Source organism: Streptomyces sp. NPDC006551 (assembly GCF_040611675.1).
Taxonomy (GTDB): Bacteria; Actinomycetota; Actinomycetes; order Streptomycetales; family Streptomycetaceae; genus Streptomyces.
This window is the reverse complement of record NZ_JBEXOT010000009.1, coordinates 65,509-81,903: the sequence shown is the minus strand read 5'-3', so window position 1 is coordinate 81,903 and position 16,395 is coordinate 65,509. Positions and strand designations below refer to the sequence as shown.

Annotated in this window: 18 protein-coding genes and 1 pseudogene; 6 read left to right on the top strand and 13 right to left on the bottom strand. The window is 69.9% G+C overall.

Annotated features, from left to right (window positions below; genetic code table 11):
- Positions 1-7: 7 nt before the first annotated feature.
- The 5 genes from thpR to ABZY12_RS12390 all read right to left on the bottom strand — a co-directional run bounded on the left by thpR (position 8) and on the right by ABZY12_RS12390 (position 4,911).
- The gene (gene thpR / locus ABZY12_RS12410) at positions 8-634 is read right to left on the bottom strand and encodes an RNA 2',3'-cyclic phosphodiesterase (RefSeq protein WP_356889256.1); all 627 of its coding nucleotides are present in this window, start codon (positions 632-634) and stop codon (positions 8-10) included.
- 136 nt (positions 635-770) lie between these two features.
- Positions 771-1,055 (bottom strand): hypothetical protein, encoded by a 285-nt coding sequence (locus ABZY12_RS12405; RefSeq protein ID WP_356889255.1) that lies wholly within the window; start codon positions 1,053-1,055, stop codon positions 771-773.
- A 65-nt stretch (positions 1,056-1,120) separates the two neighbouring features.
- Complete coding sequence (ctaD, locus tag ABZY12_RS12400; protein ID WP_356889254.1) at positions 1,121-2,860, bottom strand: cytochrome c oxidase subunit I; 1,740 nt, start codon at positions 2,858-2,860, stop codon at positions 1,121-1,123.
- Positions 2,861-2,990: 130 nt separating this feature from the next.
- Positions 2,991-4,442 carry an APC family permease gene (locus ABZY12_RS12395; RefSeq protein ID WP_356889253.1) on the bottom strand — a complete coding sequence of 484 codons (1,452 nt, stop codon included), beginning with the start codon at positions 4,440-4,442 and terminating at the stop codon, positions 2,991-2,993.
- 160 nt (positions 4,443-4,602) lie between these two features.
- The gene (locus tag ABZY12_RS12390) at positions 4,603-4,911 is read right to left on the bottom strand and encodes a hypothetical protein (RefSeq protein ID WP_356889252.1); all 309 of its coding nucleotides are present in this window, start codon (positions 4,909-4,911) and stop codon (positions 4,603-4,605) included.
- A gap of 352 nt (positions 4,912-5,263) precedes the next feature.
- Between ABZY12_RS12390 and ABZY12_RS12385 the strand changes: the two genes are divergently transcribed.
- The 6 genes from ABZY12_RS12385 to ABZY12_RS12360 all read left to right on the top strand — a co-directional run bounded on the left by ABZY12_RS12385 (position 5,264) and on the right by ABZY12_RS12360 (position 9,710).
- Positions 5,264-6,037 carry a hypothetical protein gene (locus ABZY12_RS12385; protein ID WP_356889251.1) on the top strand — a complete coding sequence of 258 codons (774 nt, stop codon included), beginning with the start codon at positions 5,264-5,266 and terminating at the stop codon, positions 6,035-6,037.
- Positions 6,038-6,039: 2 nt separating this feature from the next.
- A complete protein-coding gene (locus tag ABZY12_RS12380) occupies positions 6,040-6,579 on the top strand; it encodes a phage holin family protein (RefSeq protein ID WP_356889250.1) in 540 nt (179 codons plus the stop codon).
- A complete protein-coding gene (locus ABZY12_RS12375) occupies positions 6,555-7,247 on the top strand; it encodes a DUF3618 domain-containing protein (protein WP_356889249.1) in 693 nt (230 codons plus the stop codon). The genes ABZY12_RS12380 and ABZY12_RS12375 overlap by 25 nt, the downstream gene beginning before the upstream one ends.
- A 275-nt stretch (positions 7,248-7,522) precedes the next feature.
- Positions 7,523-7,867: a hypothetical protein gene (locus tag ABZY12_RS12370; RefSeq protein ID WP_356889248.1), complete on the top strand. Its 345-nt coding sequence runs from the start codon at positions 7,523-7,525 to the stop codon at positions 7,865-7,867.
- A 483-nt stretch (positions 7,868-8,350) separates the two neighbouring features.
- Positions 8,351-9,025 (top strand): DUF4142 domain-containing protein, encoded by a 675-nt coding sequence (locus ABZY12_RS12365; RefSeq protein WP_356889247.1) that lies wholly within the window; start codon positions 8,351-8,353, stop codon positions 9,023-9,025.
- 4 nt (positions 9,026-9,029) lie between these two features.
- Positions 9,030-9,710, top strand: a complete 681-nt coding sequence (locus tag ABZY12_RS12360) for a class F sortase (RefSeq protein ID WP_356889246.1) — start codon at positions 9,030-9,032, stop codon at positions 9,708-9,710.
- A gap of 99 nt (positions 9,711-9,809) precedes the next feature.
- On the opposite strand, the gene ABZY12_RS12355 is transcribed toward ABZY12_RS12360, so the two are convergent.
- The 8 genes and pseudogenes from ABZY12_RS12355 to ABZY12_RS12320 form a co-directional block, all read right to left on the bottom strand.
- Positions 9,810-10,232, bottom strand: coding sequence for an acyl-CoA thioesterase (locus ABZY12_RS12355; protein ID WP_356889245.1), 423 nt, complete (start codon positions 10,230-10,232; stop codon positions 9,810-9,812).
- Between the two features lie 362 nt (positions 10,233-10,594).
- Positions 10,595-12,109 (bottom strand): hypothetical protein, encoded by a 1,515-nt coding sequence (locus ABZY12_RS12350; RefSeq protein ID WP_356889244.1) that lies wholly within the window; start codon positions 12,107-12,109, stop codon positions 10,595-10,597.
- A gap of 273 nt (positions 12,110-12,382) precedes the next feature.
- Positions 12,383-12,472, bottom strand: a pseudogene (locus tag ABZY12_RS12345) (diadenosine tetraphosphate hydrolase); the annotation flags it as partial.
- A 49-nt stretch (positions 12,473-12,521) separates the two neighbouring features.
- Positions 12,522-13,004 carry a hypothetical protein gene (locus tag ABZY12_RS12340; RefSeq protein ID WP_356889243.1) on the bottom strand — a complete coding sequence of 161 codons (483 nt, stop codon included), beginning with the start codon at positions 13,002-13,004 and terminating at the stop codon, positions 12,522-12,524.
- A gap of 12 nt (positions 13,005-13,016) precedes the next feature.
- A complete protein-coding gene (locus ABZY12_RS12335) occupies positions 13,017-13,388 on the bottom strand; it encodes a metalloregulator ArsR/SmtB family transcription factor (protein WP_356889242.1) in 372 nt (123 codons plus the stop codon).
- Positions 13,385-13,831, bottom strand: a complete 447-nt coding sequence (locus ABZY12_RS12330; protein WP_356889241.1) for an SRPBCC domain-containing protein — start codon at positions 13,829-13,831, stop codon at positions 13,385-13,387. Before ABZY12_RS12330 ends, ABZY12_RS12335 begins: the two co-directional genes overlap by 4 nt.
- 678 nt (positions 13,832-14,509) lie before the next feature.
- Complete coding sequence (locus ABZY12_RS12325; protein ID WP_356889240.1) at positions 14,510-14,842, bottom strand: GYD domain-containing protein; 333 nt, start codon at positions 14,840-14,842, stop codon at positions 14,510-14,512.
- A 273-nt stretch (positions 14,843-15,115) separates the two neighbouring features.
- Positions 15,116-16,276, bottom strand: coding sequence for an oxygenase MpaB family protein (locus ABZY12_RS12320; protein ID WP_356889239.1), 1,161 nt, complete (start codon positions 16,274-16,276; stop codon positions 15,116-15,118).
- Positions 16,277-16,395: the final 119 nt, after the last annotated feature.

Genomic DNA, 16,395 nt, shown 5'->3' with positions numbered 1-16,395 from the left:
GGCCCGGTCAGACCTCGGAGCGGGACGACCGTTCGTCACCCCCGGCCCCGGCCCCGTGTTCGCCGAAGCTCCACGCGTCGATGTCGCGGTAGCGGATCGGCCCGGGGCCGCGGCCGAAGTTGCTGCCGACCAGGTGCAGGCGTTCGGCGCGCCAGGGCCGGCCGGTGAATGTGGTGAGTCCGGCGGCGGCCTTCACCGCGCTGCCGGTGTCGTCGCGGCGGGATCGGGCCAGTGTCAGATGGGGACGCAGGGGGCGGTCCTCGAGGGCGACCCCGCAAGCCTTGACGACGGCGCGGACCTCGGTGGCGAGCAGGTGCAGTCCTTCGAGGTCTCCGTCGATCCCGCTCCACAACACCCGCTCGTCGAAACACCCGGCGCCGCGTAGTGCCAGCTGCAAGGGCGGACGCGTTGCCGCGAGGCGTGCGAGCGGTGCTCGCAGGAGCGGAACGGTTGTGACGGGCAGCTCGCCGAGAAACGCGAGGGTGATGTGCCAGTCCTCGATGCGGTTCCACCGCATGTTCGGGTACGCGTCGTAGGCGGGCCGCAGCTCGCGGGCCAGTTCGTCCTTCGCTTCGTCGGGCGGGGCGAGAGCTATGAAGACGCGGACGGTCGAGGTCTGAATCTGTTCGTTCACAAAGACTTCGTACACCACGGCCTCCCGGCTCCGGCCGGGGGGCGTCGGGGCGTGGGAGGCCGAGAACGGGGCGGACCCGCGAGCGGTTCGTTTTCCCGGCCGCCTGCCCCGCCGAGCCGGCCGACCGTACACGGACTCAGCCGCGCATCGCGATCCATGCAGTGGCCGCGACGGCCAGGGCCACGGTGCCCAGCGCGAGGGCGACGGTGCGGCGTCGGAGCATGTCGTACCGATGGCTGTACTCCGCGCGGAGCTCGGCGGCGCGATCGAGGGTCGATCGGAGCATCCGCAGGCGGAGGGCGAGGTGCTGGTCGGCGAAGCGGCGGGCGATCTCGTCCTGCTCCAGGGGGCCGAGCCAGGACAGACTCCGGGCCAGGTCCTCACTCGTCTGCCTCACCTCCTGCTCGATGGCCTGGCTCATGAGGTAGCCCTCGAGGCGTGCCAGGCCCTCTGCGGCGCCGTCGCCCCCTTTGGCGGAGCGCGGCCTCACCGAGGCGCCGAGCCGTGCGGGCCGGTGTCGCGTCCCGGGTGCGTCGCGGCCGAGGAATCATCCAGGATGTCGCGCTTATCGTGCTTGCCTTCGTCCAGGGCGGCGACCTCCGGGTAGTGGAGGTCGAAGGCCGGGGACTCGGAGCGGACCCTGGGCAGGGTGACGAAATTGTGCCGCGGGGGCGGGCAGGAGGTGGCCCATTCCAGCGAGCGACCGTAGCCCCAGGGGTCCTCAAGTTTGACCCGCTGGGCGAATTTCGCGGTTTTCCAGACGTTGTAGAAGAACGGCAGGGTCGACATACCGAGCAGGAACGCGCCGATGCTGGACAGGGTGTTCAGCGCGGTGAAGCCGTCGGCTTGCAGATAGTCGGCGTAGCGCCGGGGCATTCCCTCCGCGCCGAGCCAGTGCTGGACGAGGAAGGTGCCGTGGAAGCCGATGAACAGGGTCCAGAAGTGGATCTTCCCGAGGCGTTCGTCGAGCATGGTTCCCGTCATCTTCGGCCACCAGAAGTAGAAGCCCGCGAACATCGCGAAGACGACGGTGCCGAAGACGACGTAGTGGAAATGGGCCACGACGAAATAGGTGTCGGTGACATGGAAGTCCATCGGCGGCGAGGCCAGGATGATGCCTGTCAGGCCGCCGAACAGGAACGTCACCAGGAAGCCGATCGACCACAGCATCGGTGTCTCGAAGGACAGCGAACCCTTCCACATGGTGCCGATCCAGTTGAAGAACTTCACGCCGGTCGGCACCGCGATGAGGAAGGTCATGAAGGAGAAGAACGGCAGCAGAACGGCCCCGGTGGCGAACATGTGGTGCGCCCACACCGTTGCCGACAAACCGGCGATGGCGATCGTCGCGGCGATCAGCCCGATGTAGCCGAAGATCGGTTTACGGGAGAACACCGGCAGAATCTCGGAAATGATTCCGAAGAACGGCAGCGCGATGATGTACACCTCGGGGTGCCCGAAGAACCAGAACAGGTGCTGCCACAGCAGCGTCCCGCCGTTGGCCGGGTCGAAGACGTGCGAGCCGAACCGCCGATCGGACTCCAGCACCAGCAGCGCCGCGGCCAGGACCGGGAACGCCAGCAGTACCAGGACCGAGGTGAGCAGGACGTTCCAGGTGAAGATCGGCATCCGGAACATCGTCATGCCCGGGGCCCGCATGCAGATGATGGTGGTGATGAAGTTGACGGCGCCGAGGATGGTGCCGAAACCGCCGAGCGCCAGCCCCATGACCCACATGTCGCCTCCCACATAGGGAGTGCGTTCACCGCCACTGAGCGGCGTGTACGCGGTCCATCCGAAGTCCGCCGTTCCCTGTGTGGTGAACACACCACCGAACGCGATGAGGCCACCGAAGAGGAACAGCCAGTAGGAGAACATGTTCAGGCGGGGGAAAGCGACGTCCGGAGAGCCGATCTGCAAGGGCATGATCGCGTTTGCGAAACCCGCGAAGGTCGGCGTGGCGAACAGCAGCAGCATCACCGTGCCGTGCAGGGTGAACGCCTGGTTGTACTGCTCCGGGGACATGATCTGAATTCCGGGCCGCGCCAGCTCGGCCCGGATCATCAACGCGAGCAGCCCCCCCAGCAGAAAGAAGACGAACGACGTGATCAGGTAGAGATGCCCGATCTTCTTGTGATCGGTCGTCGTCAGCCAGGAGACGACCACGGCCCCTACACTCCGGCCCGCGACGGGGACGGGGGCGACCGGCTCAGTCGACGTCGTCATGAAAACCTTCCGCAGAAAGAGCGGCCGTCAAACGGCCGTGACGTTCCACTTCTACGCCCGCTCGCTCCGCCGAGCGCCGCACGACGCGAGCGCGTACGAGTGACATCCGGCAAGAGACCGTGATCTGCCGTCAACTGCCCTCTTCGGACACCGACGGCCTGCTTCGGTCAGCCACGCCCGCGCCGGGCGCCTCGTCGGAACCGTTCGCGCCGGCGGCCTTGCCCCGCTTCGTGCCGGCGGCCTCACCCTGCCTCCTGCCGACGGCCTTGCCCCGCCTCGTGGCGGCGATCGCCGCGAGCACCACGCCGCCGCCGAGCACCGCGAGTCCACGAAGCCACACCTCGGCCTCGATCCTTGTGGCGAGCACGACGCAAGAGATCAGGCCCAGGACGGGAAGGGCGGTCGGGGCCCGAAAGTGGTCGCTCTCGCCCGGATCCCGGCGCAGGACGATGACCGCGGTGTTGACGATGAGGAACACCACGAGGAGCAGCAGGACGAGTGTGGAGGCCAGTTCGGCGACACTGCCGGTCAGCGCGAGCAGCATCGCCAGTGCGGTCGTGGCCGCGATCGCGACCCAGGGGGTACGGCGGCCGGGCAGCACCTTGGTCAGCCCGGCGGGCAGTAGCCCGTCACGCGCCATGCCGTAAGCGAGACGGGACGACATGATGCCGGTGAGCAGCGCGCCGTTGGCGACGGCGATCAGGGCCACGGCACTGAACAGCCATGTCGGAACGCCTCCCGCCGCCTTGACGACTTCGAGCAGTGGGCCGCTCGACTCGGCGAGCTTGTCGGTCGGCACCGCGGCGGAGGCCGCGATCCCCACGAGCACGTAGACGACGCCCGCGGCGGCGAGCGCGCTGAACAGCGCTCGCGGATAGGAGCGTCGTGGATTTCGCGTCTCTTCCGCGACGTTCACCGACGTCTCGAATCCCACGAAGGAGTAGTACGCCAGCACGGAACCGCTCAGGACAGCGGGCACAACACCCTTCTCCGGTGTGCCGAGCTGGGTGAGTCGCCCCGGATCGCCTTCGCCGCGCAACAGCAGCCACGCGCCCAGGACGACGATGACGACGAGGCCGCCGACCTCGATGACGGTGGCGACGACGTTCGCGCGAGTGGATTCCTTGATGCCTCGCGCGTTGAGCAGCGCGAGTGCGGCGAGGAAGACCACGGCGACCGATGCGACGGGGAGCGTCACGAATGCCGACAGGTATTCGCCGCCGAAGCCTCGGGCGAGTGCCGCGACGGAGACGACTCCGGCGGCGAGCATGCAGAATCCGGCAACGAAGCCGACGGCCGGGCCGAACGCCCGCGTCGCGTAGTGAGAAGCCCCGCCGGCCCTGGGGTACTTCGTCGCCAGCTCGGCATAGGAAGCGGCGGTCAGCAGAGCCAGGAGGAGGGCCACGATGAGGGGCACCCACACGGCGCCGCCCGAGTCGGCGGCGATCTGCCCGACCAGGACGTAAACACCGGCGCCGAGTACATCTCCGAGAATGAAGAAGAAGAGCAGGGGCGTGGTGAGGGCCCGCTGGAGGGGAGGCTCGGCCGCAGCCGTGGGGAGTCCTTCGTTACCTGTCGACATGTCGACCCATGTCCCCGGAAAAGCCCGAAGCACACCACCCCTACCAGCACTTCTCCACCTATGGCGGGAGACAGAGCACGGCGACGGGCGCGCCTCGGTCGGGCCCGACGTAGCCCCCTCGGCCCGTCTCATCCTGGGAGCCCGCCACCGGGGGCGAGGCTCACGGCCTGGGGTTGGTGCGGTGCCACCGAGGGCGGGCGTCGCCGCCGCGGCGGCCGGCGACGGAGGCGCAGCGCGGACATTGGAGCCGGACGCGGTCCGCCGCGCCGCCCGACTCCGGAAAAGTGTCCGCCCAGGTGATGTGAGGGAAGCGTGCCAGCTCGGAGCGGCTGAGGGACAGGCCGCACACGGTCTGGTTCATACCGGGCTCCCAGGCGTGGACCTCTCCGGCGGGCAGCCGCCGCCGGCCTTCCTCCTCGTCCGTCCACTGTCCGGAGGCGGCGACGGCGTACTGCTTCGAGCGTGGCATGTCGTACCAGATCCCGTGGTGCTCGGTCAGTCGGTCAGTCGATCAGTTCGGTCATTCGGTCGCGGCTTGGGTACACGGATGCCGCGATGTTCCTCGGCTCGAGGTCTCCGACAGGGCTGAGTGCCCCGGCGGCCGATTCCCATACCTCGCAGGTCGCGCCGGCTCCGACAGGGGCGCGTTTCCTACGGCCGTCATGCCCTGGCCGACTGCGGGTAGGGCGCCGATTGCCGCGACGGCGATGCCGGCCCATCGCAGCATTTTCAGAACATAGACGTAGATGAGCGGAAAAGGGGTACGCGTGGCGTGCGTGAGCAACCGGAAAGCTGATCGTTTCGATTGACCAGGAGGAGCCTTGAGCGACTTCCAGGACAGCGGCCGTCCGGACCGGAGCAGGTCGGAGGCGGTGGCGAAAACGGCTCAGGACAAGGCGAGCGAGGGTGCCGGGCTGGTGGCCGACAAGGCTGCCGACGTCACCGGCACCGTCAAGGAGCAGGCCGCCGATGTCGTCGGCGAAGCGACGAGTCAGGCCCGTGACCTGGTGGGGGAGCTGCGTGATCAGCTTCAGGGCCAGGCACACTCCCAGACGCAGAACCTCGCGCGGAATGTACGTCGGTTGGCGGACGAGCTTCGGGAGATGAGCGAGAGCGGCAAACCGGAGTCCAGCGCGGCGGGTGTCGTGCGGCAACTGGCCGAAGGCGGACATCAGGTGGCCTCCCGGCTCGAACAGCGAGGACCTGACGGCCTCGTCAGCGACCTGCAGGACTTCGCGAGGCGCAAGCCGGGCGTGTTCCTGGCCGGAGCGGCCCTCGCGGGATTCGCTGTCGCGCGGGTCGGCAAGGGCGTCAGCGGGTCTGCCTCGTCAAGCGCCGGTGCGGGGCAAGGCGGTGCGGGGCAAGGTGGCGTGCCACCGCGCCCGACGAGCCCGCCCCGTCACCAGGCATCCAGCAGCGGCCCGGGCGTCCCGCAGACGGGCTATGAGGATCCGCTGGACACCTACGGGCAGTCCCAGCCGCCCCACGTGACGCCGTCCTACGGGCAGGCCCCCACGACCCAGACCCGGCCTGCCGCGGCGGCGCCTCCCACTCCGCCGCCGGCGGGACCGCAGCGACCGACGCAAGGGAGCTGAGCGTGGTTACCCCGTACAAGCAGCGCACCACAGCACCGACAGGCCGTCCGCCGAGCCCGGCCCCGGCCGGAGCGCATCCCGGATCCTTCCCGGGCACGCCGCCCGGGAGCCCGTACGGCACCCCGCCGCGAACGCCCCCCGGCGTCTCCCCGGAAGGACGGGACGAGGAGCAGTCGATCGGCGACCTGATCGGGGAGATCAGCTCGGACCTGTCGCAGCTGGTACGTGACGAGATCGAACTCGCGAAAGCGGAGATCAAGCAGGAGTCGACCAAGGCGGGCAAGGCCGTCGGCATGCTCGGCGGAGCCGGCTACGCCGGCCACCTGGTCCTTCTGTTCGGCAGCCTGGCAGCGGTCTTCGCCCTCGCCAACGTCATGGACCCCGCCTGGGCCGCGCTGATCGTCACCGCCGTCTGGGGAATCGTCGGCGCGGTGCTGTACACCACCGGACGCAAACGTCTGCGTGACGTCAACCTCAAGCCGGAACAGGCCATGGAGACACTGAAGGAGGATGCCCGATGGGCCCGACACCCGACGAGCTGAGGACCGACGTGGAGTACCGGCGAGCCCATCTGGCCCGCAACGTCGACCTGTTGACGGACAAGGTCACCCCCCGCAAGGTGGCGCGCCGCAAGGTCGGCGCGGCCCGGGGCCGGCTGAGCGGAGTGAAGGAGCGTGTGATGGGCACCGCCCGTGAGACCACCGGAAGGATGGCCGAGACCACGCAGGGTGTGGCGGACTCCGCCGGGCAGGCGTCGGCGAGCATCGCCGAGACGGCGAAGGAGACATCCGACCGGGTCGGCGACGCCCTGTCCCAGGCGCCCGCCCAGGTCAGGCAGCAGACCCAGGGCAGCCCTCTCGCCGCCGGTCTGATCGCCTTCGGCGCCGGCATGCTGACGGCCGCGTTGCTGCCGACGACCGAGGCGGAGCAGCGTGCCGGGCAGCAGCTGCGGGAGCACTCCGAGGAACTTCTGGAGCCCGTGAAGCAACAGGCGGTCCAGGCGGCGCAGGACGTCAAGGAAGAGCTGCGCGAGCCGGCCGCTGAAGCGGTGGAAGCGGTGAAGTCCACGGCCCAGGGCGCGGCTCAGACCACCATGGAAGAGACCCGGACGGCCGGACAGGAGACGGCCGGCGGCCTGCGCGAGATGGGCAAGAACGCCGCCGACGAGGTCCGGGGCCAGAGCGGCCGGCCTGGGCCGCCGACCAGCTGAGGAGCGAGACCCTCATCCCGTACGCAGCAGGGGCGCCCGTGCGAAGGCACGGGCGCCCCGGTCGTCGGCGGGTTGCCGCGCCGGTGAACCGGTGACGCATACGGGGTGGGAGTCGGGGCATTGGCCGGGCGTGGACGGTTCGCGGCGTGCGAACGCTGCCCCGTCGGCTCCGGCGCGGATGAGCGAATGACGGCCCGAGCCCGAGCGGACTCTGCTGGGAAGCGACCTGAGGCCACCCACCCGATGAGCGGGGCCGGGAGTGAAGGAGCATCGCTGTGAACAGCGCGACTGTCGCCCGAGCACATGGCTGCTTCCACGTGGTGACCGGTGCTTGGCCCCTCGTCCATCGACGTAGTTTCGAGGCGATCACCGGGCCGAAGGTGGATGTGTGGCTCTTGCAGACGGTGTCCGGGTTGCTGGTCGTCACCGGCTGGGGCCAGATCCGGGCAGCCGGCGCCGACCCGCGCAGCGCGCGGAGGATCGGCGAAGGTGCGGCCTGCACGTTGCTCGCCATCGACGTGATCTACGCATCCCGGGGGAGAATCCGGCGAGTGTATTTCCTCGATGCGGTCTTCCAGGTCCTCTGGCTGACCGCCTGGCGCCGCTCGTTCCCATCGTGAGCATCGAGCACCGAGTGTCGAGCAGCGGCCGGACGTCGCGCGGAACGCCTCTACGTCGTGGCGGCCCCTTGGCGGGCCGGTCCACCCCCTGTCGGCCGCGACGACGCGGTCCCGGTCGGGAAAGCGGTAGCTGCTCAGTGTGGAATGGGGCCCGTCGAGGGCATCGGTGCGCGGTACCCGGCGGGTTCCCGTGACGCCAGGGCGACACCGCTCTGGGTGCTGGACTCTCGGCGGCGGCTTCCCAGCGCCGCAGGGGGCGTGTGCCGTCCCCGGCCGCCGCGGGAGGCTTCGCAGAGGGCGCACGGACCGGTCGCAGCACTGATCACACAGCGTTGAAGGTATGTCATCATTCGTCACCCTTTGTAGTGAATCTCGACTTCTGGCGCAGAGGCGGGCGTGTCGCGACGGGACACATGAGGCGTGGGTGCTAAAGGGCGCCCGCTCGCCGTGCCACCGATCCAGGTGGCGAAAGGAAGTACTCCCATGCGGAAGCAGTTCGTGACCGTCGCCCTCATAGCCGCCGCCGGTGCCATGTGCGCATCGCAGGCGTACGCCGCGCCTGGCGGCGACCAGGACACCGCGTTCACGAAAGCGGCACACCAAGCCAATCTCGCCGAGATCGCCGCCGGGCGGGACGGCCAGAAGAACGCGACGACCGCCTGTGTCAAGACCGTCGCAGACACGGTGGTACGCGATCACAGCCGGCTGGACGCGGGCCTGACCGCACTGGCGAAGAAGCACGGCATCGCGTTGCCGAGCTCACCCGCTCCCGAGGACAAGCAGAAGCTGATGGCCGTACGGGCCAAGGCCGGGACCGCCGCGTACGACAAGGCGTGGCTGGCCGACCAGGACGCCGCACACACCAAGTCGCTCGCCCGGATCGACGAGGAGATCGCCAAGGGCGACCATGCCGAGATCGTAGCCGCCGCCCGCGCCGCGCGCCCGATCGTCGCCACGCACCTGGACATGGTCCGTGGCGGCACTTGCCACGCGGCCAAGGACCCGAAGACCGTCCGTGCCGGCAGCGGCGGCCATCTGGCGGCCGCCATGAACGACCGCGCCGTACTGGGCACGGCGGCGCTGGCCGGCGGATGGCTCATCGTGGCGGGTGCCGGGTTGTTGGCCCTGCGGGGACGTCGCCGCGACGCCGAGAGCTGACGGGATGAGGCGGCGCCATCGCGTCGGCCTCGCGACGGCGGCCATGGCCGGTGGCGTACTCATGGCGGCGGCCGGCTGGAGCCTCCTCGACCGGGTCCACCCCGGCGTGGACTCGGGGGCCCTGCCTGCCGCCTCACCCGCCGCCGACCCGGCTGTCGAGACGCATGCGCCACCAGTCGCCGTCGCCGTCCGTGGAGCGAGCGGCTTTCACACCGAGGTCGACCCCGTCGCCGCCACGCGCGACGGAGACCTCACCGTGCCGGCGCGCCGCGACCGCGCCGGCTGGTGGGCCCTGGGTGCCGCCCCGGGAGACTCACGGGGCACCGTGCTGATCGCGGGGCACGTGGACACCAAGGAAGGACTGGGCGCCTTCGCGGAGCTCCACGAGCTGGACCTCGGCACACAGGTGGAGGTGACCGGAGCCGACGGACGCACCCACCGCTACCGCATCACCGCCCGTCGCACGTACCCCCACACCCAACTGCCGGCCGACCTCTTCTCCTCCGCCGGCCCCCCTCGCCTCGCGCTGCTCACCTGCGCCGGCGATTACGACCCGGCCACCGGCCAGTACGCCGACAACCTCGTCCTGTACGGCGAGTGGACGGGGGCGGGCCCCGCGCATGCGCCTTCACCGTCGTCCGGGACGGCGGGCGGAGAGCGCCGACCACGAGAAGCGTCCCGGTGAGATATCGCTGATCGGTGCCTGACCGCCGCGGTGCGGGTCCACCCACGCCGCGGACCCGCACCCTGCGCCGTCGTCGCCGCCGACCCTCTGCCTCCCGGGTCAGAGGCCGAAGACCTCCGGTGAGTCGGCCAGCGCACGGAAGTACTCGCGTGGATCCTCCACGAGCCTGCGCGCCTTCAGATCCATCAGGCCGCCGACGCCTGTCACCTCGGCGGCCACGGTGCCGTCCGCCTTGCGGATCGTCTGCTCGATACGGAAGGTCTTGCCCTCACCCCAGAGGAAGGCGCACGTCACCTCCACCTCGTCACCCGCCCGCAACTCCCGCAGATAGCGCACCGTCACTTCCAGGGCCACCGGCCCCACGCCCTGTTCCAGCAGATCCGCCTGCCGGATGCCGCCCTTCTGCAACAGCGACCAGCGGGCGTGTTCCGCGTACTGGAGATAGACGGCCTGGTTCAGATGACCCTGGGTATCGGTCTCGTATCCACGGACGGCAACGGCTACGGAGAATGGCTCGGCCACGGCGTTCCTCTCGACGACGGCACACAAGGAGACAAGGAGTACTCGCTCGTCCCAGCCAACCGCTCGTCGACGCACGGCATTCCACAAACGGCGCCCGGACCAGGCCGGCAGGGTGCGGGAGACGCCGCAGGGCCGCAGCGGTGGGTGCACCTCGCCCATGCGCCCCACCATGGAGTCGTCACCCCTACCACGGCGGCATGGCCGTCGACCCGCCGGGTGTCCGACTTGAGGTTGTCGGCGACGGAGACCGGTCACGACCGTCGACGTATCCTTTGATCAGCGCCCCGTGACCCTCGCCGGCCAGACTCATGGCTCGCCCCGGCCCAGGGCGCGCTGGCCGGGCAGTCGCCGCGGAACAGCTCTCAGCCCTCTTCCAGTTCCGCCAGCACCAGGGTGCCCGCGCCCGGGAACGTGAGCCGCTTCAGCGGGTGTCGGTACGGCCAGTCCTCCGCGCGGTGGAAGGAGATGTCCGCGGGCACCGGGACGTCGCGCAGGTCGACCCCGTGGGTGCCGGGCGGGAGTTCGGCGGCGGCCGCCAGTAGCGGATCGGCGGAACCGGCCCACTCCTCGACCGGCACCGGGCGGGGCCACGCCTCGCCGGTGTTCGGGAACAGCCAGTCGGCCTCCGGCCGCCACCCGGCTCCCGACCGCTCACGGGCCGCCGCCTGCCGGGCCAGCCGCACGTATGTCAGCAGCAGGTCGGGGAGGGACTCGGCGATCAGCGTGAGGTCGGGGAACTCCCGCAGGGTGTCGGGTGTGGACATCACCGACACCGCGCACCCCCACGCGCCCGTGGCCGGGTCGAGCCGAATCTGCGCGAGCGCCGTGTAACGCCCGTAGCTGACCCGGGCGAGCGGCCAGTACGTACCGTCGCCGCCGAGCATGGCGTGGGTCTCCGGGGCCACCTCGTGCTCCGTCGCGCCGGGCAGCAGGAGAAGGTCGGGCAGCCCACTGATCCGGACGGCGCCGAGCTCCCGGAGCACCTCTCGTATGTCGGCCGGGATCGGAACCGGCCAGCGGTCCATCTCTCCGTCCGGGCAGCCCGGGGCCAGCTCCACCCGCGTGGGGAACTCGTCGGCCAGAGCCCGTAGTTCGGCGACCGCCCGCGCCCCCGCGTCCGCCGGCACGGTGTGTCTGCGGACAGGCCGGCCCAGAAAGTCGCCGCTGACAATGCTGCGGAGCAGCAGGAGCCGACCACCGCCGGAGACGGCCGCCTCGACCTCGCTGCTGCCGGTGTCGGCGGTGTTGAACTCCAGTGAGTAGTACGGTTCCCAGTTCACCCGGCACGGGTAGCCGGGCAGTGCCGCCAGGTCCACCACGTCCGTCAACTGGTCGCCGCGCCCGACGAGCGCGGCGAGTTCGGAGTCGGGGCCCTCGGCCACCGCCACGCTGGGCACGGCGGACACGGACGGCGTCACGGTCGCGCCCGCTTCGCCCGTCTCGGCGGACGGGGGGTCGGCGAGTCCGGTCAGCCAGTCGGTGAACGTCGGTGCGAGGACCCACACTTCGCCGTCCTCACCGAACGACGCGGCGAGCACCGGCCCCCAATCGGTGCGGTCCACACCGTCGACGCCGACGAGCACCCGCAGGCAGTCGCGACGGCGTTCACCCAGCTCCCAGTAGCCGTCACGGAAGGCACGCGAGGCGTACTCGGCGGCCGGTCCGAAGCGGTACGAGTCGCCCTGGTGCCCGTCCGGCCCGCCTGTGACGATGCCGCCGACCTCCAGCAGCACTCGGCGGACCGCGGTCGGGAGAGTCATCGGCCACGCACCGAGTTCCTCCGCGGTGAAGGGGTCGGCCGGACGCACCGTCCTACTCGCCCGCAGAGCCGCCAGGGCGTCGTCCGCCCGAGCCATCGCCTTGGCCTCGTCGTCCACCGCTGTCCCTCTCACCCACCCGTTCGGATCATGCTCGCCGAGAGTATCCGGCTGCCGCCGGGAGTCGCGCGCCGATGCTGGTCGAGCTGCCCTGCGAGACGGAGCCGCGGAGCCGGCAGAAGAGGCATGCGTTCCCGGCGTAGACGGACGCGCCCGGGCTTCCCCGGCAAGGCCTGCCAGGGCCGGCCGCTCGACGGCCCCGCCGGTCACGTCGACGATTTCAGCCGGTCCAGCTCGCCGCCGATCGCGTCCCGCAGCACGTCATGCCGCGGACCGAGTCTCCCCGATCACCGCGAACCCCGACGTCAACCGCCGCACCACAGTGGGGTTCTCACCCCTCGGCGCGGCCCCGATCCGGTCCATCCGCCAGTCACCAGTCCGCCAGTCACCAGTCACGGCCAGAACCTACCTCTCATGCGTCTCCCGAGACGGCGACGCGAAGATCGAGGAGCTGCCGCGTATGCACGGGAACGTGGTCTTCGGCCAGGCCGTCGATGAGGCTTGCCAGCGGAATCGGCTGATCCAGCACGAGCGCGTCGTTGGACATGAGGAGCGTGGGCACCAGAACCGAGGCGGCCTTCTCGTTGAGCTGGTCGGCGATGTCGCACAGGACCGCGGCCTGGTCCCGGACATGGTCGATCAGGGCTGTCCGACCTGAGTGTTCGGCGATGATCCGGTCGAGATTCCAGGTGTCGAGGGAGATCCGGTTGTCGAAGACGGGCCGCGAACCGGCGACGACGCCCAGAGCGACCGCTGCGATCGAGGCGTCGACGCCGAGGAGATGAGCCAGGACCTGGTCGGCGCTCCATCCGCCGTCGTCGGCGTCGCCGAGGTCGGGGACGGCCGCCGCATCGAGCAACGTGTCATAGGCGCTACGAAGTGCTGTCGTGTCCATGAGGTGCTTCCTTCAGTCGGAGCGTGCCGAATCGGAATCCCGCTCCGCTGCCTCGGCGACGCGTTTGATGTGCGCCAACCGTCGGTCCCAGTCGGCCGCGAGCGAGGCCATCCACCGCGCCGTCGCGTCCAGCGCCGCCGGCCGCACCGCGTACCGCACCTCCCGTCCGACGCGGCCGCCGGAGACCAGCCCCGCGGCGTCAAGGACGGCGAGGTGCTTGACCACCGCCTGCCGTGAGACGGGAAGTCGTTCGGCGAGTGTCGTGGCGGTGGCCTCGCCCTGCGCGGCAAGCAGATCGAGGAGTTGACGTCGTGTCGGGTCGGCCAGCGCACCGAGGACGCTGTCGACGACCTCGGCGGCGGCGGGACGTTCTTCTTCCGTCACGTGGAGGGCTGTTCCGCGCGTGCCTTGAGCGCGTCGAGCTCCAGGGGCCAGCCCTGGCTGTGGTCCTTCAGGTTCTGACTGCGCAGATCCTCCGACCCCGCCAGCGCCGCGAACCCGCTCTCGACGACGCGGAGCCGCGTCTTGTCGCCTTCCTGGGTCAACGTGAACTCCACGAGGGTGCTGTTGTTCTCGCGCAGTTCCTCTCCGGGGAACGCGCTGGTCCAGCGGTATGCCAGGTAGGTCGGCGGCTCGACCTTCTCCACGCGTACCGGGAAGTCGCCGTGCTCGGCGTTCTTCGCCACCATGGACTCCCCCTCCTTGGCCACGGTGCCGGGCAGGCTCGCTTTGTCGGCGACCCAGAACCCGGGCTGGGCCACCAGCGACCAGACCCGCTCCAGGGGTGCCGCGATCAGGGTTTCGCGTTCGATGCGGTCAGTGCTCATGAGGGGCTCCTTCTCCTTCTTCGTCGGCCTGCAACTCCACGGTTGCACATCGCCCTCATAGGTGCAACCCAACGGTTGCGTCTCGTCGGGTGACTCTTCAGTCGAGGGCGGTCTGGGCCGTGCTCGCATCGAGGGGGTGGCGCGCTCCTCGCGGGCTTCCTGAATCCGAGCCGGCGGCGCTCTGCCGTGCCGAGGGGCTGCCTTTACGCGTGATTGCGACGGGCGTGTCAACGGCCGGGCCGCGCGAGAGGAGAGCCGGCCGATGCGGCTCCTCGACGCAATTGCCGCCCTGGAGGCATCTACTCGGCGCGCCCGATCGGACTCGGCGCGTATGCGCACGTCGCGCCTATGCGCCCACGCCTCCTGCTTGTTGGACGCCTCCGGTGACGACTGTCGTACGTCGGTTCGGCACGGACCGGGCGGGTGACCATGTGCGCTCGGCGCATCCGCCCGTGCTCGACGCCGCGGCACAGGGACAGCCGGCGCCATCTCGTACCGTTGCGCAAGATCAGCGCACTACGCGTCAGCCCACAGGCCGGCCACGACCGGCATGCGCCCGCACCGACCGGATGTCCAGCACGGTCGTGCGGGATGCGCCTCCCTACCAGCCTGATGCGAGCTGCGTCATCCGCGGCATGGGCCGGGCACGGTGGCGGACCGAGGGGAGTGGAGCAGTGCTCACCGCTCCACGCCAGGGGGTCGGTACTGGACTCTCTCGGCTCTGCGCAGAGCGTCCAGCGTTTCATCGACGGTCAGCAGAACGGTCGTCTCGAACGAACTGAGCGCGCCGCCTCCACTGATCGCCAGCGCGACCGCGGCCATGGAGACGTTGTCCGGAGCCTCCCACAGGCTATAGCCGTCGTGCGTGCCGAAGGCGTACCAGAAGCCGTGGAGCTTCCCACCGACGGACTTGATGTACGACTCAGCGGCCTTCGTGCGGTCCTCGGGGTGGACGATCAGCCTCGCCCACGTTTCTGGTGTGTAGCTGAACCTCGACAGATAGAGCGGCATCGTGTCTCTCCTTCGTTTCATCAAGGGATGCCCGCGCTGGGTGAAAGGAGCGCCGGAGGCGGCCAGGGGTCCCCCGAACAGCCGGTGACGACGCCCGGCACGGCCCACGGTCAGCGGTGGCCGGACAGCCCGCGCGACGCAAAGGGGAAGGGGACGGGAACCGCACCGGGGCCGGAGATCGGGAACTCGTACCCCTCACCGCCCTCACCCGGCACGCCCCGGACGTGTGTCACTGAACGGTGAGCGGGCGCTTCGAATCCTGAGCGCGTGGGTTCACGAGACCGTGGGGCGGGGTGGGGTCCAGCGGTGGGTGCGGGGCACGGTGCTGGAAACGCCGTAGTCCTTCTTCAGCTGTTCGGGAATGGCGTAGTGCATCACGCGTCCGCGCGTGAGGGAGGACAACTCGAAGATGGCGGTGAGGTGGCCGAGGCGGTCCAGGGCCCAGGCGCTGAGCGGGGAGCGGTCCTCGATGGTCTCCAGGACGCCGAGGAGGTGGGGTGCGGCCTTGATGAGGGTGTCCCACGGTGTGCGGGGCACGTGGAGCCAGTCGGCGCAGGTGTCGCCGATGAGGTAGCGGATGAGGGCGGAGACGATCGGGTCGAAGAAGGTGCCGGGCACCACCTCCTCGTAGAGGTCGATGAGCTGCCGGGTCAGGTGTGTGCCTTCCTCGGAGGGCCCCATGTACCGGATCATGTACAGGTCGAGGAACCGGCGGGCCTCGTCGAGGGTCTTGGGAACGGCGTCCTGGTCGACGCCGAGCATGGCGCCCACGACGCGCCAGGCGTAGTAGTAGGCCTCCGCTCCTTCCGTGGACATGTGGATGCCGAGACGGTGCAGGCTGTCCAGCACCAGCAGGGAGAAGAACATCTGCCCCCCGATCATGTCCTCCTGACAGATCGGCGTTCCGAACGCGTCGGTGTCCCACCGGTTCTCGCGTGTGAGGTGGTGGCGGATGGAGGCGTGCAGGAGGCGCACCTTCTGGGCGGCGGGGATGAAGCGGCTGCCGGCCTCGAAGGCGTCGGGCTGCATGAGGTAGACGGTGAACTGCCCGGTCTCCGCCATCCGTTTGGAGGGGTACTTCAGCCCATGGGTGGTCGACAGCAGCTTCGCCACGCGCGGGACGACGTAACAGGCGGGCATGGAGGCGAAGGACAGCGCGGTGGAGATGTGCACGTTGTTGTCGATGAAGAACAGCCGGGCCTTCTCCATCTCCCCCCAGTCCACCCAGGCCGGCGGGACACGGGTGGCCTCGAGGTATTCCCGGGCGACGTCGGGCAGCCCGTCCGGCAGGGGAGCGCCGGCGGTGGAGACGTAGCGCATGAGGGTGTTGAACGTACCCACCTCCCCGCGTTCGAAGAGGGCGGCGACAGTGGCGTCGGCGAGTTCGTCACCGGCCGCCCGCAGGGCGTCCATCGATGCCTCGGGGTACGTCATGGCAGCGCTCCTTGTCTTTCATGGGGTCTTTCATGGGGACCGTCCACGACCGGCGGGAGGCCGGCGGAGGATGAGGCACGGGTTGGGGGGAGGTCGGCGGAGGGTGAGGCACTCGTTGG